The 20,140-nt window shown below is 75.7% G+C and carries 19 protein-coding genes; 9 read left to right on the top strand and 10 right to left on the bottom strand.

What is annotated here, in order from left to right; genetic code table 11:
* Positions 1–78: 78 nt before the first annotated feature.
* From ACRAKJ_RS28575 to ACRAKJ_RS28560, 4 genes are all read right to left on the bottom strand, one after another.
* On the bottom strand, positions 79–1,077 hold the full coding sequence (locus tag ACRAKJ_RS28575; protein ID WP_438919071.1) for an ABC transporter permease subunit: 999 nt from the start codon (positions 1,075–1,077) through the stop codon (positions 79–81).
* Positions 1,067–2,098, bottom strand: a complete 1,032-nt coding sequence (locus tag ACRAKJ_RS28570) for an ABC transporter permease subunit (RefSeq protein WP_438919072.1) — start codon at positions 2,096–2,098, stop codon at positions 1,067–1,069. The genes ACRAKJ_RS28575 and ACRAKJ_RS28570 overlap by 11 nt, the downstream gene beginning before the upstream one ends.
* Complete coding sequence (locus ACRAKJ_RS28565) at positions 2,095–3,603, bottom strand: ATP-binding cassette domain-containing protein (protein ID WP_438919073.1); 1,509 nt, start codon at positions 3,601–3,603, stop codon at positions 2,095–2,097. The genes ACRAKJ_RS28570 and ACRAKJ_RS28565 overlap by 4 nt, the downstream gene beginning before the upstream one ends.
* A 228-nt stretch (positions 3,604–3,831) precedes the next feature.
* A complete protein-coding gene (locus ACRAKJ_RS28560) occupies positions 3,832–4,788 on the bottom strand; it encodes an SAM-dependent methyltransferase (RefSeq protein ID WP_438919074.1) in 957 nt (318 codons plus the stop codon).
* Between the two features lie 691 nt (positions 4,789–5,479).
* Here ACRAKJ_RS28560 and ACRAKJ_RS28555 point away from each other — a divergent pair.
* Positions 5,480–6,133 (top strand): alpha/beta fold hydrolase, encoded by a 654-nt coding sequence (locus ACRAKJ_RS28555; RefSeq protein WP_438919075.1) that lies wholly within the window; start codon positions 5,480–5,482, stop codon positions 6,131–6,133.
* A gap of 337 nt (positions 6,134–6,470) precedes the next feature.
* On the opposite strand, the gene ACRAKJ_RS28550 is transcribed toward ACRAKJ_RS28555, so the two are convergent.
* A complete protein-coding gene (locus ACRAKJ_RS28550) occupies positions 6,471–7,187 on the bottom strand; it encodes an SDR family oxidoreductase (RefSeq protein ID WP_438919076.1) in 717 nt (238 codons plus the stop codon).
* A 71-nt stretch (positions 7,188–7,258) separates the two neighbouring features.
* Here ACRAKJ_RS28550 and ACRAKJ_RS28545 point away from each other — a divergent pair, with 71 nt between their 5' ends.
* Positions 7,259–8,170 (top strand): LysR family transcriptional regulator, encoded by a 912-nt coding sequence (locus ACRAKJ_RS28545; RefSeq protein ID WP_438919077.1) that lies wholly within the window; start codon positions 7,259–7,261, stop codon positions 8,168–8,170.
* A gap of 74 nt (positions 8,171–8,244) precedes the next feature.
* Positions 8,245–9,507 (top strand): hypothetical protein, encoded by a 1,263-nt coding sequence (locus ACRAKJ_RS28540; protein ID WP_438919078.1) that lies wholly within the window; start codon positions 8,245–8,247, stop codon positions 9,505–9,507.
* Here ACRAKJ_RS28540 and ACRAKJ_RS28535 read toward each other — a convergent pair.
* Positions 9,494–10,720, bottom strand: coding sequence for an MFS transporter (locus ACRAKJ_RS28535; RefSeq protein WP_438919079.1), 1,227 nt, complete (start codon positions 10,718–10,720; stop codon positions 9,494–9,496). The two genes, ACRAKJ_RS28540 and ACRAKJ_RS28535, sit on opposite strands and share 14 nt — an antisense overlap.
* A 64-nt stretch (positions 10,721–10,784) precedes the next feature.
* On the opposite strand from ACRAKJ_RS28535, the gene ACRAKJ_RS28530 reads away from it, so the two are divergent.
* Entirely contained in the window at positions 10,785–11,162 is a 378-nt protein-coding gene (locus tag ACRAKJ_RS28530) for a MerR family transcriptional regulator (RefSeq protein WP_438919080.1), read from the top strand.
* A gap of 18 nt (positions 11,163–11,180) precedes the next feature.
* Here the strand turns inward: ACRAKJ_RS28530 and ACRAKJ_RS28525 are convergent, their stop codons facing one another.
* From ACRAKJ_RS28525 to ACRAKJ_RS28515, 3 genes are all read right to left on the bottom strand, one after another.
* Positions 11,181–12,125, bottom strand: coding sequence for an anti-sigma factor RsbA family regulatory protein (locus tag ACRAKJ_RS28525; protein ID WP_438919081.1), 945 nt, complete (start codon positions 12,123–12,125; stop codon positions 11,181–11,183).
* Positions 12,122–12,964: an MEDS domain-containing protein gene (locus tag ACRAKJ_RS28520; RefSeq protein WP_438919082.1), complete on the bottom strand. Its 843-nt coding sequence runs from the start codon at positions 12,962–12,964 to the stop codon at positions 12,122–12,124. The genes ACRAKJ_RS28525 and ACRAKJ_RS28520 overlap by 4 nt, the downstream gene beginning before the upstream one ends.
* A gap of 185 nt (positions 12,965–13,149) precedes the next feature.
* On the bottom strand, positions 13,150–13,512 hold the full coding sequence (locus tag ACRAKJ_RS28515) for a winged helix-turn-helix transcriptional regulator (RefSeq protein WP_438919083.1): 363 nt from the start codon (positions 13,510–13,512) through the stop codon (positions 13,150–13,152).
* Between the two features lie 141 nt (positions 13,513–13,653).
* On the opposite strand from ACRAKJ_RS28515, the gene ACRAKJ_RS28510 reads away from it, so the two are divergent.
* Complete coding sequence (locus ACRAKJ_RS28510) at positions 13,654–14,607, top strand: zinc-binding dehydrogenase (protein ID WP_438919192.1); 954 nt, start codon at positions 13,654–13,656, stop codon at positions 14,605–14,607.
* 16 nt (positions 14,608–14,623) lie between these two features.
* Here ACRAKJ_RS28510 and ACRAKJ_RS28505 read toward each other — a convergent pair whose 3' ends face one another.
* The gene (locus ACRAKJ_RS28505; protein ID WP_438919084.1) at positions 14,624–15,502 is read right to left on the bottom strand and encodes an MmyB family transcriptional regulator; all 879 of its coding nucleotides are present in this window, start codon (positions 15,500–15,502) and stop codon (positions 14,624–14,626) included.
* Positions 15,503–15,639: 137 nt separating this feature from the next.
* On the opposite strand from ACRAKJ_RS28505, the gene ACRAKJ_RS28500 reads away from it, so the two are divergent.
* The 4 genes from ACRAKJ_RS28500 (at position 15,640) to ACRAKJ_RS28485 (ending at position 20,063) form a co-directional block, all read left to right on the top strand.
* On the top strand, positions 15,640–16,506 hold the full coding sequence (locus ACRAKJ_RS28500) for an oxidoreductase (protein WP_438919085.1): 867 nt from the start codon (positions 15,640–15,642) through the stop codon (positions 16,504–16,506).
* 124 nt (positions 16,507–16,630) lie between these two features.
* Complete coding sequence (locus ACRAKJ_RS28495; RefSeq protein WP_447008735.1) at positions 16,631–18,031, top strand: cytochrome P450; 1,401 nt, start codon at positions 16,631–16,633, stop codon at positions 18,029–18,031.
* 73 nt (positions 18,032–18,104) lie between these two features.
* On the top strand, positions 18,105–19,121 hold the full coding sequence (locus ACRAKJ_RS28490) for an intradiol ring-cleavage dioxygenase (protein ID WP_438921258.1): 1,017 nt from the start codon (positions 18,105–18,107) through the stop codon (positions 19,119–19,121).
* A gap of 87 nt (positions 19,122–19,208) precedes the next feature.
* The gene (locus ACRAKJ_RS28485; RefSeq protein WP_438921257.1) at positions 19,209–20,063 is read left to right on the top strand and encodes an NmrA family NAD(P)-binding protein; all 855 of its coding nucleotides are present in this window, start codon (positions 19,209–19,211) and stop codon (positions 20,061–20,063) included.
* Positions 20,064–20,140 lie beyond the last annotated feature (77 nt).

The following is a 20,140-nucleotide window of genomic DNA, read 5'->3' as shown; positions in this document are numbered from 1 at the left end:
CGGAGAGAGGTGGTGCTGAGCAGAGGTGGCGCTGAGCAGAGGTGGTGCAGGGCGGAGGTGGTGCAGGGCAGGGCCGGGTCAGGCCGTGCGCCGTCGTCGCCGCCACCGGGCGCGGCCGAGGCCGACCGCGTTGGGCACCACGACCGAGGCGATCAGCAGGCCGCCGGTGACCACGTTGAGCGTGTCGGCGGCGACGTCGGCGAGCTGGAGGGCGTTGCGGACGGCGCCGAGCAGCAGCACCCCGGCCAGCACCCCGAGCAGGGTGCCGCGCCCGCCGAAGATCGAGACGCCGCCGAGCAGCACGGCGGCCACCACCGCCAGCTCCAGGCCGGCGGCGTTGTCCGCCCGCGCGCTGGCGAACCGCAGCGTCCAGTAGACACCCGCGAGGCCGGACACCGCGCCGGACACGACGAACAGCAGGAACTTCGCCCTGGCCACCCGGATGCCCGCGAACGAGGCCGCCTCGGCGTTGTTGCCCATCGCGTACAGCGACCGGCCGAACGGGGTCGCGTGCAGCACGACGCCGAACACGACCGCGAGCACCAGCGCCACCACCACCGCCCACGGCACGGCGCCGCCGCCGACCGTGCTGCTCGCCGCGCCGGTCCAGCTGAACGGGAAGTCCGCCACCGCCTGGTCGCCCAGCACGACGAACGCCAGGCCGCGGTAGGCGGCGAGCGTGCCGATCGTGACCGCGAGCGAGGGCAGCGCGAACCGGGTGACGAACACGGCGTTCACCGCGCCGAGCACCGCGCCCAGCAGCACGGTGAGCACGACGACGACCTCCAGCGACAGGCCCGCCACCCACAGCCGCCCCATCACGGCGCTGCACAGGCCGAGCGTGCTGGCCACCGACAGGTCGATCTCGCCGGTGACGACGATGAGCGTCAGCGGCAGGGCGATCAGCGCGACGGCGACCACGTCGAGCAGCAGGAACTGGAGGTTCCGGCCACTGGCGAAGCCGTCCACCAGCAGCCCGGCCACCACCGCGACGAGGGCCAGCACCACGAGCAGCAGCACGTCCCAGCGGGCCAGGGCGGAGCGCAGCACGTCCCGCCGCCCGGTGTCAGGCGCCATGGGAAGACCTCCCCCGCAGGCGGTTCGCCGCGCGCAGCGCGAGCAACCGGTCGATGCCGATGGCGGCCAGGATCAGCGCGCCGACCACCGCCTGCTGCCAGAACGGGTTGATCCGCAGCACCGCGAGCGAGCTGCCGATGGTGGTGAGCAGCAGCGCGCCGAGCGCCGCCCCGTAGACGCTCCCGCTGCCGCCGAAGATCGCCACCCCGCCGACCACGGCCGCGGCGACGACCTGGAGCTCGATGCCGGTGCCCACGGTGGCGTCGAGGGTGCCGAAGCGCGCCGCGTACAGCACCCCGGCGAGCCCGGCCAGCGCGCCGCAGGCGACGAACGCGCCGAACACCCGCCGGCCCACCGGGATGCCGGACAGCCGGGCGGCGGCCGGTTCGGAGCCGATCGCGTACAGCTCCCGCCCGCCGCGGTAGGAGCGCAGGTAGTACCCGACGACGACCACCACGACCAGCGCGACGAGCGCCAGCACCGGCACGCCGAGCACGGTCGACGTGCCCAGGCGCAGGAAGTCGCGGGGCATGTCGGAGGCGTTGACCTGCCGGCCCCCGGCCCACGAGTGGGCCACGCCGCGGAAGACGTAGAGGGTGCCCAGCGTGATCACCAGCGCGGGCACCCGCGCGGCGGCCACCAGCACGCCGTTGACCACGCCGCACAGCGCGCCGAGCCCGAGCCCCACCAGCACGACGAGCACGATCGGCGTGCCGGGCGCGGAGCTGAGCAGCGTGCCGGTGGCGAACGCGGACAGCCCCAGCACCGCGCCCACCGACAGGTCGATGTTGCGGGACACGACCACCGCGGTCTGCCCGACCGCGAGCACCACCAGGACCGCCGCGCCCAGCAGCAGGTCCCGCAGGCTCTGCGGCGACAGGAAACCCGGGTTGTCCAGGGTGGTGACCAGCACCAGCAGCCCGAGGGCCACCACGATGCCGACCTCGCGCACGGCCCACAGCCGGCGCGCGAACCGCGCGGCCCCGTCGCGCGGCACGTCCCCGCCCCGCGCGGTGCTCACGCGGCCACCTGCCCGGTCGCCGCGAACATGACGGACTCCTCGGTCGCCTCCGCGCGGGACAGCTCGGCGGTGATCCGCCCCTCGTGCACGACCAGCACCCGGTCGGCCATGCCGAGCACCTCGGGCAGTTCCGAGGACACCATGAGGACGGCGACGCCGTCGGCGGCCAGGCGCGACAGCAGCCGGTGCACCTCGGCCTTCGTGCCCACGTCGATGCCGCGGGTCGGCTCGTCGACGATCAGCACCCGAGGGCCGGTCGCCAGCCACTTGGCCAGCACCACCTTCTGCTGGTTGCCGCCCGACAGGGTGCCGACGGCGTCCGACAGCCGCCCGTACTTCACCCGCAGCCGCTCGGTCCACTCGCGCGCGGCACGGCGTTCGGCGCGCCCGCCCAGCAGGCCCAGCCGCGCCAGCGGCCCGAGCCGGGTGAGCGTCGCGTTGCGCTCGATCGACATCTCCACCACCAGGCCCTGCTGGCGGCGGTCCTCCGGGACCAGCGCGACACCGGCGGCGACCACGGCGGCGGGGGAGCCGACCGGCAGCTTCTTCCCGTCCACCCGCGCCTCGCCCGCGTCGTAGCGGTCGACCCCGAACACCGCGCGCACGATCTCGCTGCGCCCGGCGCCCACCAGGCCCGCCAGCGCGACGATCTCGCCCGCCCGCACGGAGAAGGAGACGTCGGCGAACACGCCGTGCCGGGTCAGCCCGTCGACCTCCAGCACGACGTCACCGGGCTCGACGTCCTCCTTGGGGAACAGCGCGGAGACGTCGCGGCCGACCATGCGCCGCACCACCTGGTCCACGGTCACGTCGGCGACCCGGTCGGTCGACACCCACGCGCCGTCCCGCACCACGGTGATCCGCTCGCACAGCGCGAACACCTCGTCGAACCGGTGGGAGATGAACAGCACCGCCGCGCCCTGCGCGCACAGCGCCCGGACGACGGCGAACAGCCGCTCCGCCTCGACCCCGGACAGCGCGGCGGTCGGCTCGTCCATCACCAGCACCCGGGCGTCCAGCGACAGCGCCTTGGCGATCTCCACCAGCTGCTGGTCGGCGATGGACAGGCCGCGCGCGGGGCGGTCCGGGTCGAGGCGCACGCCGAGCCGCTCGAACAGCCGCACCGCCCCCGCCCTGACCGCCGCCCGGTCGATCCGGCCGAACCCGCCCAGCGGCTGGCGGCCCATGAAGATGTTCTCGGCCACCGACAGGTCCGGGAACAGCGTCGGCTCCTGGTAGATCACCGCGATGCCCGCCTCCCGCGCGGACGCGGGTCCGGTCAGCCGCAGTTCCTCGCCGTCGAGCACGACCGCGCCCGAGTCGGGCTCGTGCACGCCGGCCAGCACCTTCACGACGGTCGACTTGCCCGCCCCGTTCTCCCCGACGAGCGCGTGCGCCTCACCGCCGAACAGCGGGAACGACACGCCGCGGACCGCCGCGACCGCACCGAACGACTTGGCGACGTCGCGCACCTCCAGCAGTGGAGCCGCCCGCTCCGGGCCCATCCGCGACCTCCCGCGCTGAAATGTTTCAAAGAGGTGATGAAGCGCGAGGTTAGGTGCAGTTCGCGTGAGCGTCAACGGTCCTCCGGCAACTTCCCCGAGATGCGGAGTTCATCGTTGCGGCACCGTAGTGGGAGGTGTTCCCGCGGTGCGGTTCCGCGCTGGTACGTTTCAACGTTGAGCCGTCCGCCGCGCTCGCCGCGTCCGCCGCGCTCGCTGAGTCCGCCCCGGTTACCGGCGCTCCCGACCGGCCGGGTGACCGATCCGGGCCACGCCGCCGTACCCGAGCGCCCTGGCGGGGCTGTCCAGCTCCGACGGGGTGTCGGGCCGCCAGTCCGGCAGGAACACCAGGCCGGGCTCGACCAGGTCCGCGCCGCCGAACCACGCCAGGACCTCCGCGCGGGTGCGGACGTGGACGTACTCGTCGGCCGCCGCGTAGGCGTCGACCAGGCGCGCCACCTCGGCCCGCAGCTCCGGCGCGGCGTGCTCGTCGGCGATGTGCGAGATGGCCAGGAGGCTGCCGGGCGCCAACCGCTCCCGGTAGGTGGCGACCAGGTCGCCGGGGCGGTCCTCGTCGGCGACGAACAGCAGCACGCCGACCATCAGCAGCGCCATCGGCTCGGTGAAGTCGAGGAGCCGTCGGGTGTCCGGGTGGTCGAGCACGGCGGCGGGGTCGCGGATGTCGGCCTTGACGATCGTGGCGAGCGGGTCGCCGGCCAGCAGCCGCCGGGCGTGGACGCAGGCCACCGGCTCGTGGTCGACGTAGACGACGCGGGACAGCCGGTCCACCTGCCGGGCGATCTCGTGCACGTTGCCGACGGTCGGGATGCCCGAGCCGAGGTCGAGGAACTGGCGGATGCCCTGGTCCAGGCAGAACGTGACCGCGCGGCGCAGGAAGGAGCGGTTGAGCCGGGTGACGGCGGGCACCGAGGGCGCGATCCGGAGCACCCCCTCGGCGAACGCGCGGTCGACGGCGAAGTTGTGCGCGCCGCCGAGGAAGTAGTCGTAGGCGCGGGCGGCCGAGGGCACGGTGAGGTCGGGGTCGTCGCGCGGTGCGCCGGGTGGGGTGGACGTGGTGCCCGCCTCCTTCCGGGCCCGTCCCCTCCTGGTGGGGTGGCCGGGCGGTCGGTCGTGGGGGCGAGCGTAGGGGCAGGGGGCGCTCCGCGTCACCGCCGGCGAGGTGGACACGATCGGGTGGTCGCGGTGGGCGGTGCGCTTAGAACTGATCTTCCCGCGGTACCTGTGGTGCGCCGGGCCGGTCACGTGCCGTGCGGGTGTCCGCTCCCGACTGGCCGGGAGCGGGCGGGGAGTGGGAGAGGGTGGTCCGGTGTCGCCCGGTCGGCGGCGTGACCGGCGGTGCCCGTGCCGGAGCGGCACGGGCGGCGCGGTGCGTCCCGGCGCAGCGAGGGCGTCGGGAGTGCGCGGTCATCGCGACGGCGTCACCGGACCACCCGTCCACCCCGCTCACCCCACCTGCCCCGTCCACCGGTCCACCCGGGACGGAAATGCGATTGCGAGGCCGTTCCGGCGTCGCGCATACTTCGCCGTGCGAAGGAACGGGGACGAGGAGCCGGTCATGACGGGAACGCGGGAGCGGGGCGCGCGGCGCTGCCACCCGGTCGTCGTGCGCCGGTGCCCGCGAACCTGCGCGGTCTCCCCGCCCTGACCCGCACCAGGTCGTGTCGACGGGAGCCGCCCATCGGGGAACCGATCCGGGCGGCTCCCGCTTTCCCGGCCGGTGCGCGGTCCCGCGCCCCTGTAGCCCGCCTCCCGCGAGGGGGCCTGCGAGGCCCGGTCCGGCTGCCGCCCAGCGGCGGCCGGGCCGAGCGTTCCCGCCGTTTCCGGTCCGCTGTCGGACCCCTTTGGCACGCTGTGCCCCATGAGCACCTTCGTGTTGGTCCACGGTGGGGGCGGCAGCCGTCACGACTTCGAGCTCCTCGAACCGGAGCTGCGCCGCCGCGGGCACGACGTGGTCGCGCCCGACCTGCCGATCGAGGACCCGGCGGCCGGGTTCGCGGAGTTCACCCGGACCGCGGTCGACGCGATCGGCGACCGCCGGGACCTGGTCGTCGTCGGCCACTCCTACGGCGGCTTCACCGCGCCGCTGGTGTGCGCGGAGCTGCCCGCGCGGCTGCTGGTGTTCCTCGCCGGGATGATCCCGTCGCCGGGGGAGGCGCCGGGCGACTGGTGGGCGAACACCGGCTTCGCCGGACCGGAGGGGCTCAGCGACGCCGAGACGTTCTTCACCGGCGTCCCGGCCGACGTGGCGGCACGGGCACTCGCCCACGGCCGCCCGCAGGTCAGCGCCGAGTACGGCGAGCCGTGGCCGCTGGACGCGCTGCCCGACGTGCCGACGCGCGTGCTGCTGTGCCGGGACGACCGGTTCTTCACGCCGGACTTCCAGCGCCGCGTGGCGCGCGAGCGGCTCGGGCTGGAGCCGGACGAGATCGACGGCGCGCACTGCGTCGCCACCAGCCACCCGGTCGAACTGGCCGAGCGGCTCGTGGGCTACCTCGACCCGGTCGGGGTGTGACCGGCGCGGGACCCAGGCCGGCGCGCGGGCCGCGACCCCACCGACCCGACCCCACCGACGCGACCCCACCGACGCGACCCCACCGACGCGACCCCACCGACGCGACCCCACCGACGCGACCCCACCGACGCGACCCCACCGACGCGACCCCACCGACGCGACCCCACCGACGCGACCCCACCGACGCGACCCCACCGACGCGACCCCACCGACGCGACCCTGCTGACGCGCCTCTGCTGACGCGCCCCTGCTGACGCGCCCCTGCCGACGCGACCCCGCCGACGCGACCCCGCCGACGCGACCCCGCCGAGGTGACGCCGACCCGCTCGGCGTCACCTCACCAGGCGACCGGTCCGTCCTCGTCGTGGAAACCGCCGGTGGGGCCGTCCGGGCCCAGGGTCGCCAGGCGCACGGCGACCGCCGCGCCCAAAGACGCCGGGCGGGAGCCGCGGTGGCCGTTGAGGTCCGTGGCGCAGTAGCCGGGGTCCACGGCGTTGACCAGGACACCCCGGTCGGCGAGTGCCTTGGCGTACTGCACGGTGACGGCGTTGAGCGCGGTCTTCGACGGCGGGTAGGCGAGGCCCGCCGGCAGGGCGGCCAGCGGGTGCCCGGGATCGCCCAGGGCGGTCAGCGACCCCACCCCGCTGGAGACGTTCACGACGCGCGCGGCCGGTGAGCGCAGCAGCAGCGGCAGCATCGCGTCGGTGACCGCGATGACGCCGAAGACGTTCGTCTCGAACACCTCCCGCACCACGTCGAGGCCGACCGCGCCCGGCGCCTGCCCGTGCGGGCCGGTGATCCCGGCGTTGTTGACCAGGACGTCCAACCGGCCGAACCGCCGCTCCACCTCGGCCGCCGCGGCGGTGGCGGTGGCGGGGACGGTCACGTCGAGGACGATCGGGTGGACGCCGAGCGCGGCGGCGGCCTCCTCGCCCCGCCGCCGGTCCCTGGCGGCGAGCAGCACGGTCAGGCCGAGCCCGGCGAGCTGCTCGGCGATCCGGTAGCCGATGCCCTTGTTGGCGCCGGTGACGAGCGCGATCCTGTTGTCGGTCATGCCACCGACCCCACCACGGGCGGCCCGGTCGGGGCGATGACGACTCCGGTCTCGATCAATACCCTGGGGGTGTGGACCTGGAGACCCGGGAGCTGGCCTACTTCGTCGCGGTGGCCGAGGAACTGCACTTCGGCCGCGCCGCCGGCCGCCTCGGGCTCGCGCAGCCGCCGCTGTCCCGCGCGATCCGGCGGCTGGAGCACCGGCTGGGCGTGGCGCTGTTCGAGCGGACCAGCCGGAGGGTGGAGCTGACCGCCGCGGGCGAGGTGCTGCTGGACGGCGCGCGCCGGGCGCTGGACGCGGTGGCGGCGGCGGGCAGGCGGGCCACCCGGGCCGGGCAGCCGCGACCCGAGCTGGTGCTGGTGACGAAACCGGGCGGCGACGGAGGTCTGCTCGGCCCGCTGCTGGACGCCTACGCGACCGAGCCGGACGCCCTCCCGGTCGACGTGCTGGTGTGCGGCATCGGCGAGGCGGCGGGCATCCTGCGCGACGGGCGGGCCGACGTCGGCATCCTGCACCTGCCGCACGAGGACGTCACCGGGTTCGACACCGAACCGCTGCTCGTGGAGCCCGCGGTCGCGGTGCTGCCCGCGACCCACCCGCTGGCCGGTCGGTCCGCGGTCACGCCGGCCGACCTGGCGGGGGAGCGCCTGCCCCGCTGGGCGGGGGCGGAGGGGGCCGCCGGCGGGGGGCACCCCGGTGCGCGGGGGAGCGGGCCGGTGGTGCGCGACGCCGGGCAGCTCATGCAGCTGATCGCGCTGGGCCGGACCGCGGCCGTGCTGCCCGCGTCGGCGCGGCGGCACCTGGTCGAGGGCGTGGTCGCCGTCCCGGTGCCGGACGGTCCGCTCACGACGATCGCGGTGGCCTGGCCGGAGGGGTCCCGCAGCCGCGCCACCGCCGCGTTCGCCCGCGCCGCCGGACGGGTTGCCGAAGGTCTGCGCGTCCACCCGGCGGGAACGGCCGGCGACGGCCCCGCGCCGCCTTGACGGTCGCACCGCCCTGTGCTGCCATGCGACTCGAAATCTTTTCACGTCAGCGCGGTGTCATCGAGGAGGCCGTGGTGTCCCTGCTCCGCTGCTCCGCGACCGCGGCGGTCCTGGCCGTCGCGCTCGCCTGGTCCGGCGCCCAGGGCGCCACCGCCGCCCCCGCCACCCCGGACGTCGGGGCCGCCGCCCTGCCGACCGCGGCCGTCGCGCTGGGCGACAGCTTCGTCAGCGGCGAGGGCGCGGGCGACTACCTGCCGGTGACCGACGTCGACGGCGTGCCGCAGGGCTTCCCCGGCTGGTCCGCGCCCAACGCCAACGCGTTCTTCTGCCACCGCTCGGCCAACGCCTCCCTGCACCGCGCCGACCTGCCCGGCATCCAGGCCAGGGTCAACCTGGCGTGCTCCGGCGGGCAGCCGCACGACATCGCCAACCCCTCCGCGAACCGGGCCAAGGGCCGGTCCGTCGCCTCCCAGCTCGACCAGCTCCGCGCCGTCGCGAGCACGCACGACGTGGACCTGGTCCTGGTCGGGCTCGGCTCGAACAACAGCGCGTTCACCTTCGGCGACGTCGCCTCGCTGTGCGCCAACCGCTTCATCGCCGACGCCTGGACCGGCTGGTGGGAGTTCTGGGCGGGCGACGTGCCGCAGGAGCCGTGCGCGGTGTCCGACCTGGCCACCGACGCCGAGATCGCGGCGGCGACGGCCGAGACCACCGCGGCGCTGCGCCTGCTGCTGACCACCCTGGCGCAGGTCGACGCCGACGGGCGGCACCGGGTCGTCCTCCAGGACTACACCAACCCGCTCCCGCTCGACATCGCCGCCCAGTACCACGAGGAGGACGGGCGCAGCGACACCCGGGACAAGTTCCGCGACCTCGGCGCCGAGCGGTACGCGGCGGGCTGCCCCGTGCACCGCGCGAGCCTCGCGCCGGGGCACGTGTTCTCCGCCGGGCTGGGCACCGTGGTCCGGTCCGCGCACACCGCGCTGTCCGCCGAGTTCCCCGGCGCCGACCTGGTGCACCTCGACGTGCAGCGGGCCTTCGACGGCGCGCGGCTGTGCGAGCAGCCCGGCAGCCCGGCGAACGCCCTGGCCACGCCCATCCGGTTGCAGGACGGCCCGAGCGGGGTGTTCGTCACCAGCCTCGCCGGCCGCGACAAGATCGCCGTCCAGCGGATCGCCCAGACCTGCGTGCAGCACTTCCAGACCTGCCAGGAGTCCTGGCACCCCAACGCGTCCGGTCACGAGGTGCTCGGCCGGTGCCTCGCCGGGGCGGCCACCGCGACCACCCGCTCGGTGGCGTGCGCCCGCTCCGGCGACGGCTCGGTCAGCGTGCGCTGACCGGCCCGGCGGCGGTCCCCGGCCGGTGCGGCGGGAAGGCGTGCGCGCGTCCCAGCACGACGACCAGCAGCACCGGCAGCACCAGCGCGAGCACGCTCCACGGGAACGAGCGCGGGCCGAGCGCGTCGAGCAGGACGCCGCCGACCGCGCCGCCCGCGGCCATGGCGGCGTTCCACGTCGTGACCAGCAGGGCCTGCGCCTCGTCACCGCCCGCGTCGGTCACCGCGGTCTGGAGCAGGGTCGTGACGCCGCCCCAGCCCAGGCCCCACAGCGCCGCCGCGACGTGCACGAGGGCGGGCACGTCCGCGAGGACCGCCAGGAGCGAGGCCGCCGCCGCGACCAGGCAGGCGCTCGCGATCGTCAGGTGCCGCAGCCGGCGGTCCACCCCCGCGCCGGTGACCCAGATGGAGACCAGGGAGGCGACGCCGAAGACCAGCAGCACGACGTCGACCGCGTCGCCCATGCCCCGGTCGGCGAGGAACGTGGCGACGTAGGTGTAGAGCACGTTGTGCGCCAACACCCACGCGGCCACCACGAAGAGCACCGCCGCCACGCCGGGGCGCGCGAGGACCTGCCGGAACGGCGCCCGCGTCCCGCGCCCGCGCCCCGGCAGGTCGGGCACGACGAGCGCGATCCACCCGAGCAGCAGGACCGCGGTCGCGGTCACCAGGTGGAACGCGAGCCGCCAGCCGAACACCTCGCCGAGGAACGTGCCCAGGGGGATGCCCAGCGACAGCGCGAGCGGCACGCCCGCCATGGTCACCGCGATGGCGCGGCCCTGCAGGTGCGGTGGTGCCATGCCGCGGGCGTACTCGACGAGCAGCGCCCAGACCAGCCCGGCGGCCACCCCGGCGGCGAAGCGGAACACCAGGGTGAGGGCGTAGTCGGAGGACAGGGCGGTGACCGTGTTGGCGACCGCGAACCCGGCCACGGCGCCCAGCACCAGCGGCTTGCGCCGCCACGTCGCGGTGAGCGCGGACAGGGGGATCGCGGACAGGGCGGTCGCGACCGCGTAGACCGTCAGCGCCTGCCCCGCGGCCGGCTCGCCGACGGACAGGTCGCGGCTCAGCGCCGGCAGCACGCCGGCGGGCAGGGCCTCGGTCAGGATCGCCAGGAAGGCCGCCGTGGACAGGGCGGTCAGGGCCGACAGGGGCAGTTCGCCACCCCGTGCCGCGGTGGTGCGGCCCGGTGGTGCGGTGCGGGGGTTCGCCATGATCGTATGCTCGAACCCTCACACCGGTGTGAGGGTCAAGCCGGCACGACATGGGGTGGGTCACATGCGCATCGGGTGCCTGTCGGAGCGCACGGGCACGTCCCGCCGGCTGCTGCGCTACTACGAGGAGCAGGGCCTCATCAAGGCCGCGCGCAACCCCAACGGGTACCGCGACTACGCCGAGGGCGACGTCGACCGCGTCCTCCAGATCCGCGAGCTGCTCGCCGCCGGCCTGCCGACCCGCATCATCAAGCAGATCCTGCCGTGCCTGACCACGCCCCGGGACATCCACTCGTTCGCGGACCCCGAGACCACGCCGGAGATGATCGCCCAGCTGGAGCACGAGCGCGACCAGATGGACCGGCGCATCCGCAGCCTCGTGCGCAACCGCGACGCGATCACCGAGTACCTCGACGCCCTGCGCCGCGTCCGGCCGGCCTGACCCGGCGGTCGCGTCCCGTCAGGGGGTCGTGCGCAGGTAGGCGCGCACGGTCGTGCCGTGCGGGGTGGTGTACGTGCGAACCAGGTCCGCCAGGTGGTTGACGACCAGCAGGCCGCGCCCGCCGGACCGGTCGGCGCCGGCCGGTCGGCGGCCCGCCAGTGGGTCGGTGAGGTGACCGCCGTCGCGAACCGCGCAGACGACGTGCCCGGGGTCGCGCCAGACGGTCAGCCGGCAGCCGCCGCCGGTGTGCCGGAGGCTGTTGGTCACCAGCTCGGTGACGATCAGCGCGACCTGGGCGACCCGTTCGGCGGTCAGGCCGAGGCGCTGCGCCTCCGCCGTGGCGAACCGCCGCGCGCCGCGGATGTCGGCGGTCGTGGCCGCGTCGAGCGCCGCGGCGTCCGCGGGGGTGTCGAGGGGCTCGTTGTAGCGGCCGACGACGGCGTCGGGGGCGTAGTGGCCGCTGCCGTACCGCCGGGTCGCCTCCCACACCTCGGGGTGGGTGGCCAGCGCGTCGGTCAGCACGCGCTCGTCGAGCGCGGTGGTGTCGTAGGGGCACACGATGCTGACGTCGCGCCCGGCGAACGCGAGGTTGATGAGGGCCTCGTGCTGGGCGCAGGCGGGGTACTCGTCGGCGGAGCGCCCCGCCCAGATCGGCTCGCCGATGATCCGCACGTGCGCGTCGGGGTGGCCGTCGGCGAACCGGCGCAGCACGCCCGGGATGATCCGGCCGGGGTTGCGGCCCTCGACCTCCATGTCGAGCAGCAGCACGTCGTCGGCGGCGTCGGCCAGGGCCTCGCGCAGCAGCGCCACCCGCTCGCCGGGGACCGCCGCGGCGACCGGGTGGCCCAGCGCCAGGCCGTCGGTGACGAAGGGCACGAGCACCCGCAGGTACTCCTCGTCGGACCCGTAGAACAGGGCAGGGTGCACGAAGTCGCCCGCCGGCGGCAGCTCGGTGACCGTCATGCGGCGCGCTCCACCCGGACGCCGGTGATGTCGAGCAGGTCCACGAGCGTGTCGATCCCGGGCCACGGCGCGCGCAGCACGGCGGTCGCGCCCAGGTCGGCGACGTGGTCCGCCAGGTGCAGCAGGGCGCGGTGGTCCAGGAACGCCAGCTCGCTCGCGTCGACCACGAGCCGCCCCCCGTCGGGGCGCAGCGCGGCCCGCGTCAGGGCGAGGGTGAACAGGTCGCCGTTGGACAGGTCCACCTCGCCGCCCAGGACGACCACCCCGCCCTCGGCGGCGTGCAGCCGGAAACCGGCGGAGGAGCTGTTGGTGTTCGGGTGCATGCAGGCCAGTTCCGCGATCGCCCGGTCCTCCAGCTCCGCGCCGGAGTAGGCGCACATCGCCGAGAACGGGTGCCCGGTCATGTACCGGTCGATCAGGTGCTCGTAGCGGGCGAAGGCCGCCAGCTGCTCGGGGGTGCGCACCAGGGAGGTGCAGTCGGCGGCGACGCGCAGGCCGGTGAACCCCGCGGCCAGGGCGGCCCGGGTGGCCTCGGCGTAGGTCCTGACCTGCGCGGAGGGCTCGATCACCGCGTCCACGGGGTAGGTGGCGTCCAACGAGGCGACCGCGGCCGCGCCGGAGCGCAGGGCCTCGTCGACCCCCTCGACGCCGCGCAGGTGCCCGACGAGGTCGGCGACGTCGCCGGTGCCGACGTAGCAGACCCGCTGCCCCTCGGCCATGCCCTCGGCGAGGAACTCGCGGACGTGCCCGTGGAAGTCGCGCGGGTCGTCGTAGCGCCAGCACACGTGGTCGTGGGCACCCAGCCCACGCGTGCGCGTCACCAGCCCGGATCTCCGCATGCGCCCAGGGTAGCCTCCCCGCCCGGCGCCGGGGCTCCCACCTGCGGAAGGGCCCCGGAGCGGGTGTCGCCCGCGGACGATCGCCCGGCCTGCCCGACCCGGCCTGCCCGACCCGACCCGACCCGACCTGCCCGACCCGACCCGGCCTGCCCTGCCCAGCCCGAGTCGGTCGGACCCGGCCGGCCTCAGGCGGGGCCGATCTCGTGCAGGTGCTCCTCGACCCAGTCGCGCAGCGCGCCCAGCGGCCGGGCGACGCCGCGGCCCAGCGGGGTCAGCGCGTACTCGACGTGCAGGGGCACGGCCGGGTAGACCGTGCGGTCGACGAACCCGCCCTCCTCCAGCCTGCGCAGCGTGTTCGTCAGCACCTTGGGGCTCACGCCCTCCAACTGCCGCTGCACCGCGCCGAAGCGCCGCGGCCCGTCCTCCAGCGCGCCGATGGCCAGCGCCGCCCACTTGTTGGCCAGCAGGTCCAGCACGTCCCGGCAGGGGCACTGGGCGGCGTACACGTCGTGCTTGTCGTGCTGCCCGGTGGCGCAGGTCGCCGTCACAACCGCTCTCCTCGTCGCTCTGAACTGCATGCTTCCCGATGGATAGTAGACTCCCTTGCGGGTTACTACTCCCTTCGGCGTAGCGTTCGGCCCGTCGCCGGGCGCGGGGCCCGGCCGGGTGGGAGGAAGCAGATGAGCACCATGCGCGCCGTCGTCCAGGACGTCCTCGGCGGTCCGGGGGTCCTGCGGGTGGCCGAGGTGCCGAAGCCGGCGCCGCTGCCGACGGAGGTGCTGGTCCGCGTCGTGTCCGCCGGGGTGAACCCGGTCGACCACAAGACCAGGGCGGGCGGCGGGATGGCCGGTGTGCTGGGCGAGCCGCCGTTCACCGTCGGCTGGGACGTCTCCGGCGTGGTGGAGGAGGTCGGCTTCGGCGTGCACACGCTGGAGGTCGGCGACGAGGTCTACGGGATGCCGTGGTTCCCGCGCGCCGCGGGCGGCTACGCCGAGTACGTCACCGCGCCCGCCCGGCAGTTCGCCCGCAAGCCCGCGAGCCTCGACCACGACGCGGCGGCGGCCGTGCCGCTGGCCGCGCTGACCGCGTGGCAGGTCCTGGTGGACGCGGCCGGGCTCCGCGCCGGTCAGCGGGTGCTGGTGCACGCCGCCGCCGGTGGCGTGGGGCACTTCGCCGTGCAGGTCGCCAAGCACCTGGGCGCGCACGTCGTGGGCACCGCCCGCGCCGACAAGCACGACTGGCTGCGCGGGCTCGGCGCGGACGAGGTCGTCGACTACACCACCACCCGCTTCGAGACCGCCGTGCGCGACGTCGACGTGGTGGTGGACCTGGTCGGCGACGAGGTCGACGGCACGAGCACGCGGTCGCTGTCGACGCTGGTCCCCGGCGGGCTGCTGGTCGCCGTCCCCAGCGGCGTGTCGCCCGAGCTGGCCCGGGCGGCGCACGACCGGGGCGTGCGGGCCCGCTCGTTCCTGGTCGAGCCGGACGGCACCGCCCTCACCCGCCTGGCGGAGCTGATCGACAAGGGCGTCGTCGAGGTCGAGGTGGCCGCGGTGTTCCCGCTGGAGCAGGCCGCGCGGGCGCACGAGCTGCTGGAGACCGGCCGCGTGCGGGGCAAGGTCGTGCTGCGCGTCGCCCCCTGACCGGGCCGACGCCCCGCTACCGGCGGTGGGAGGCCGGCCGGCGCGCGTCCCCTCCGCCGGTGTCGCCGCCGGGGGTGTCGCCGTCGCCGGCGATCTCGCCGAGCCGGGTGAGCGCCTCGGCGCTCGCCGAGCCCGGTTCGGCGTGGTAGACGACCAGCAGCTGGCCGCCGGAGTCGCCGATCGGCAGCTTCTCCCGGCGCAGCTCCAGCATCCCCAGCACGGGGTGGCGCAGCCGGGTCGCGCCCCCGGCGAGCGGCTTGACGTCGTGCCGCGCCCACAGCCGCCGGAAAAGCTCGCTGGCCAGCGACAGCTCACCGACCAGCTGGGCGGTGCGCGGGTCGTCCACGTCGGTGCCGATCGAGGCGCGGAACGCGGCGACCATGCCGCCGACCTGCTGCTCCCAGTCGGGGTTCAGCTCGCGCTCGGCCTCGTCGAGGAACACCGACCGCAGCCGGTTGTCCCCCGGCCGGATGCCCGGCGACAGCGCGGTCGCGAGCCGGTTGGCGGCGAGCACCTCGAACGCGCGGCTCTCGACGAACGCGGGCAGCCCGATCGTGTGGAGCAACTGGCGGATGCCGTCGGGCACGACCTCGCGCCGCGGCCTCCTGGCCGGCGCGGGCCGGGCGGGGGACAGGCCCAGCAGGTAGGCCGTCGCGCTCGCGTCGAGCCCGAAGACGCGGGCCAGCGCCTCCAGCACCTGCGGCGACGGGTTGCGGTCCCGGCCCTGCTCCAGGCGCAGGTAGTAGTCGGCGCTGATGCCGGCGAGGGTGGCGACCTCCTCGCGGCGCAGCCCCGGGGTCCGCCGGACACCGACGACGCGCAGCCCGGCGTCCGCGGGGTCCACCAGCTCCCGCCGCGCACGCAGGTACTCGCCCAGCGCGTTCGACCTGGTCACGCCACCATCGTACGTCGGCGGCCCGGTCCGGTCCTGGTCCTGCCACCCCCGGGGACGACGGGGTGCTGACCGCGCCGGCCGGACGGGTGCACAGTGGACGCAGCTCGCCGCGGACGCGGGCGAGCGGGAAGGGAACGATGGCTCTCCACGATCTGCCCGGTGGCGCGTACCGCGTCGGCGACCTGGACCTCACCAGGGTCGGCTACGGCGCCATGCAGCTGGCCGGCCCCGGTGTGTTCGGGCCGCCGAAGGACCGCGCGGCCGCGGTCGAGGTGCTGCGCACCGCGGTCGACCTGGGCATCCGGCACATCGACACGGCCGACTTCTACGGGCCGCACGTCACCAACGAGATCATCCGCGAGGCGCTGCACCCGTACCCGGACGACCTGCACGTCGTCACGAAGGTGGGCGCCCGCCGCGACGAGCAGGGCGGGTGGCCGCCCGCCCGCACGCCCGACGAGCTGCGCGAGCAGGTCCACGACAACCTGCGGCGGCTCGGGCTCGACGCGCTCGACGTGGTGAACCTGCGCGTCGGCGGCCTCGAAACGCCCGAGCCGGGCTCGATCGCCGAGCAGTTCGGCGCGCTCGCCGAGCTGCGGGAGCAGGGGTTGATCCGGCACCTGGGCCTGAGCACCGTCGACGCCGACCAGCTCGCCGAGGCGCAGTCGATCGCGCCCGTCGTGTGCGTGCAGAACATGTACAACATCGCCCGGCGCGAGGACGACGCCCTCGTGGAGCTGACCGCGGCCCAGGGCATCGCCTACGTCCCGTACTTCCCGCTGGGCGGGTTCAGCCCCCTCCAGTCCGGGGCCCTGGACGCGGTGGCGGGGCGGCTGGGCGAGACCCCGATGGCCGTCGCCCTGGCGTGGCTGCTCCAGCGGTCGCCGAACGTCCTGCTGATCCCCGGCACGTCGTCGGTGGCGCACCTGCGCGAGAACGTCGCCGCGGGCGCGCTGGAGCTGCCCGCCGACGTGGTCGCCGAACTCGACGCGATCGGCGGCTGAGCCGCGCGGGGGCGCGTCCCGGGACGCGCCCCCGCGCTCCGCGCGTCACCTGTCCGCGCACTGGTCGCCGTGCCCACCCCGGGTCCACACTGGACGGACCAGAGGGAAGGGGGGTGGGCCGTCCGTGGTCGCCGAGGCGCACGTGCCGTCCGGCGGTCGGCTCGCACGGGCGCGGGAGCTGCTCGCGGTGCCCGGTCCGTTCCCCGCCGCGCCGCCCGGCAGCGGGTTGCGGACCGTGCCGGGGAACGCGGGCTGCCCGGTGGTGGGTCACACGTTCGCGGCGATCCGTGACCCGGTCGAGTGGGGTGCGCGCCGACTGGCGCGGTACGGCCCGGTGAGCTGGTCCTGCGGGTTCGGGCGGCGCATCGTGTCGCTGGTGGGCCCGGAGGCCGCCGAGGTGGTGCTGGTCAACCGGGACCGGGCGTTCGCCAACCGCCAGGCGTGGGAGTTCTTCCTGGGGCCGTTCTTCCGCGGCGGGCTGCTGACCCTGGACGGCGAGGAGCACCTGCGGCAGCGGCGGGTCGTGCAGCAGGCGTTCACGCCGAACCGCCTGCGCGGCTACCTGGACCGGATGAACCGCGTGATCGACGCCGGGCTGCGCGGGTGGCGGCCGGCGGACCCGTTCCCGCTGCTGCCCGCCGTGAGGCGGTTGACGCTGAACCTGGCCGCGGACGTGTTCCTGGGGCTCGCGCTGGGCCGCACCGCCGACGCGGTCGGCGCGGCGTTCGTCGACATGACCAGGGCCGTCACCGCCTACGTGCGCGTCGGCGCGCCGGGCACCCGGTGGGCGCGCGGCCTGGCCGGCAGGCGCGTGCTGGAGCGGTTCTGCCTCGACCGGCTGCCCGCCAAGCGCGCGGGCGACGACACCGACCTGTTCGGCCTGCTCTGCCGCGCCGGCGACGAGGACGGGCGGCGGTTCACCGACACCGAGGTCGTCGACCACGTCATCGGCCTGCTGCTCGCCGCGCACGACACGACCACCGTCGCGCTGAACTCGGCGCTGTACCGGCTGGCCAAGCACCCGGAGTGGCAGGACCGGGCGCGGGCGGAGTCGCGGGCGCTGGGCACTCGGTTCGCCGGCTGGGACGACCTGCCCCGCCTGCGCGCCCTCGACCTCGTGGCGAAGGAGGCGCTGCGGCTCGTCACCCCCATCCCGGTCTACCCGCGCTGGACCGCGCGCGACACCGAGGTCCTGGGCCACCACCTGCCCCGGGGCACCCTGGTGACGGTGACGCCGCTGGTCAACCACCACCTCGCGGAGCTCTGGCCGGACCCGGAGCGGTTCGACCCCCTGCGGTTCGCCGGGCCGGCGCGGGTGGACCGCTACGCGTGGGCGCCGTTCGGTGGCGGGGTGCACAAGTGCGCGGGGGAGCGGTTCGCCGACGTGCACGTCAAAGCGCTGCTGCACCAGCTGCTCCAGCGCTTCCGGATCAGCGTCGAACCCGGCTACGAGACCGCGTTCGACTTCTCCGCCCTGCCGGTGCCCCGCGACGGCCTGCCGGTGCGGCTCGACCGGATCGGGTGACCGCGCGCGAACCGGCGTGCGACCGGGGAGGGGCCGCCCTAGCGTGGCCCGGAACCGCACGGCTGGAGGTCGCATGAGCAACGACGGGGTGCCGTCCTACGAGGGGCGCCCGCTGCCGCGCCCGGACGAGGAACCGGTGGACCAGGGTTTGGGCTTCGACCTCGGCACCCTGCTGAGCAGGCGGCTGGCGCTGCGCGCGTTCGGCCTGGGCGCGGCGGCGCTGGGGCTGGCCGCGTGCTCGGGCGGCTCGTCCGGGTCGTCCGGCACGACGGCGACGTCCGGCTCGACCGCGACGTCGACCGCGCAGCTGCTCCAGGAGATCCCCGACGAGACCGCCGGGCCGTACCCGGGCGACGGCTCCAACGGACCGGACGTGCTCGACCGGGGCGAGGTGGTGCGCGGCGACATCCGGACCAGCTTCGGCGGACCGACCGGCAGGGCCGAGGGCGTGCCGATGACGCTGGACCTGGTGGTCAGCGACCTCGCCAAGGGCGGCGAGCCGTTCGAGGGCGCCGCGGTGTACGTGTGGCACTGCACCCGCGAGGGCGGCTACTCGCTCTACAGCGAGGGCATCGAGCAGGAGAACTACCTGCGCGGCGTGCAGGTCGCGGACAGCTCCGGGAAGGTGAGCTTCACCAGCGTCTTCCCCGCCTGCTACGCGGGGCGCTGGCCGCACGTCCACTTCGAGGTCTACCCGGACCTGGCGAGCATCGCCGACGTCACCAAGGTCATCGCCACCTCGCAGGTCGCGCTGCCCCAGGACGCCTGCGAGAAGGTCTACGCGGAGAAGGGCTACGAGGCGTCCGTGGACAACCTGAAGAAGGTCACGCTCGACGGCGACAACGTCTTCGGCGACGACGGCGGCGTCACCCAGTTGGCCACCGTGACCGGCGACGTGTCCGGCGGGTTCCAGGTGACCCTCGCGGTCGGTGTCGACACCACGACCACCCCGACCGGCGGCGGCACCCGGCCGGGCAGCGACGGGCAGCCGTCCGGCGCGCCCCAATCCGGTGCGCCCCAGTCGGGCGCACCTCAGCCCAGCCCGCCCCAGTCGGGCGCACCCCAGTCCGGCCCGCCGTCCTCGCGGTAGCGCGGGCGGGCAGTGCGGGCAGCGCGGGCGGGCGGCGCGGGCGTGGGCGATGCTGTGCGCCGTGATCACCCACGACAGGAGCCGCCCATGACCGGCAGCACCACCCCCGCCATCGCCGTCACCGGGGCCACCGGCCGGTTGGGCGGGCGCGTCGCCCGGCGCCTGGCCGCCGCGGGCCTGCCGCAGACCCTGCTGGTGCGCGCCCCGGCCCGCGCCCCCGGGCTGCCCGGCGCGCACGTGGTCCGGGCCGCGTTCACCGACCGCGACGCCGTCCGCGACGCCCTGCGCGGCGTCGACGTCGTCCTGATGGTCTCGGCCTCGGAGACCCCCGACCGGGTCGACCTGCACCGGGCGTTCGTGGACGCCGCCGCCGAGGCCGGGGTCGGGCACCTGGTCTACACCTCGTTCTGCGGCGCGGCCCCCGACGCGGCGTTCACGCTGGCCCGCGACCACTGGGCCACCGAGCGGCACGTCCGCGCGAGCGGACTCCCGTTCACCTTCCTGCGGGACAACCTGTACGCCGACTTCACCCCCGGCCTCGTCGGCGACGACGGGGTCATCCGGGGCCCGGCCGGCGACGGGCGGGTCGCGGTGGTCGCCCAGGACGACATCGCCGACGCCGCCACCGCCGTGCTCACCGCCGCCGCCGACCACGCGGGCGCGACCTACGACCTCACCGGCCCCGAGGCCCTCACCTTCGCCGAGGTCGCCGAGGTGCTCACCCGCGTCACCGGTCGCGAGGTCACCTACCACCCCGAGACCGTGGAGGAGGCGTACCGGTCGCGCGCCCACCACGTCGCGCCCGACTGGCAGCTCGACGCCTGGGTCTCCACCTACACCGCCGTCGCGCGCGGCGAGCTGGCCGGCGTCACCGACCACGTGCGCCGCCTCACCGGGCACCCCGCCACCGCGCTGGCCGACGTCGTGCGCGCCCCCGCCTGACCCCGTTGCGCCGTCCGTGGGACGTTCGGCGGCGACCGCTAACCCGGGTGCCGCGCCGGACGACCCCACGGGTAGCA

The organism is Saccharothrix sp. DSM 118769, assembly GCF_052936295.1.
Note: the sequence above shows the minus strand (reverse complement) of the source record. Positions and strands in the feature narration are given on the sequence as shown.

Bases quoted from the DNA above. Each gene is read 5' to 3' on its own strand.
- ACRAKJ_RS28575 (WP_438919071.1), bottom strand. From the start codon at position 1,077: ATGGCGCCTGACACCGGGCGGCGGGACGTGCTGCGCTCCGCCCTGGCC.
- ACRAKJ_RS28565 (WP_438919073.1), bottom strand. From the start codon at position 3,603: ATGGGCCCGGAGCGGGCGGCTCCACTGCTGGAGGTGCGCGACGTCGCC.
- ACRAKJ_RS28555 (WP_438919075.1), top strand. From the start codon at position 5,480: ATGAGCACCTTCGTGTTGGTCCACGGTGGGGGCGGCAGCCGTCACGAC.
- ACRAKJ_RS28550 (WP_438919076.1), bottom strand. From the start codon at position 7,187: ATGACCGACAACAGGATCGCGCTCGTCACCGGCGCCAACAAGGGCATC.
- ACRAKJ_RS28535 (WP_438919079.1), bottom strand. From the start codon at position 10,720: ATGGCGAACCCCCGCACCGCACCACCGGGCCGCACCACCGCGGCACGG.
- ACRAKJ_RS28530 (WP_438919080.1), top strand. From the start codon at position 10,785: ATGCGCATCGGGTGCCTGTCGGAGCGCACGGGCACGTCCCGCCGGCTG.
- ACRAKJ_RS28525 (WP_438919081.1), bottom strand. From the start codon at position 12,125: ATGACGGTCACCGAGCTGCCGCCGGCGGGCGACTTCGTGCACCCTGCC.
- ACRAKJ_RS28520 (WP_438919082.1), bottom strand. From the start codon at position 12,964: ATGCGGAGATCCGGGCTGGTGACGCGCACGCGTGGGCTGGGTGCCCAC.
- ACRAKJ_RS28510 (WP_438919192.1), top strand. From the start codon at position 13,654: ATGCGCGCCGTCGTCCAGGACGTCCTCGGCGGTCCGGGGGTCCTGCGG.
- ACRAKJ_RS28500 (WP_438919085.1), top strand. From the start codon at position 15,640: ATGGCTCTCCACGATCTGCCCGGTGGCGCGTACCGCGTCGGCGACCTG.
- ACRAKJ_RS28490 (WP_438921258.1), top strand. From the start codon at position 18,105: ATGAGCAACGACGGGGTGCCGTCCTACGAGGGGCGCCCGCTGCCGCGC.
- ACRAKJ_RS28485 (WP_438921257.1), top strand. From the start codon at position 19,209: ATGACCGGCAGCACCACCCCCGCCATCGCCGTCACCGGGGCCACCGGC.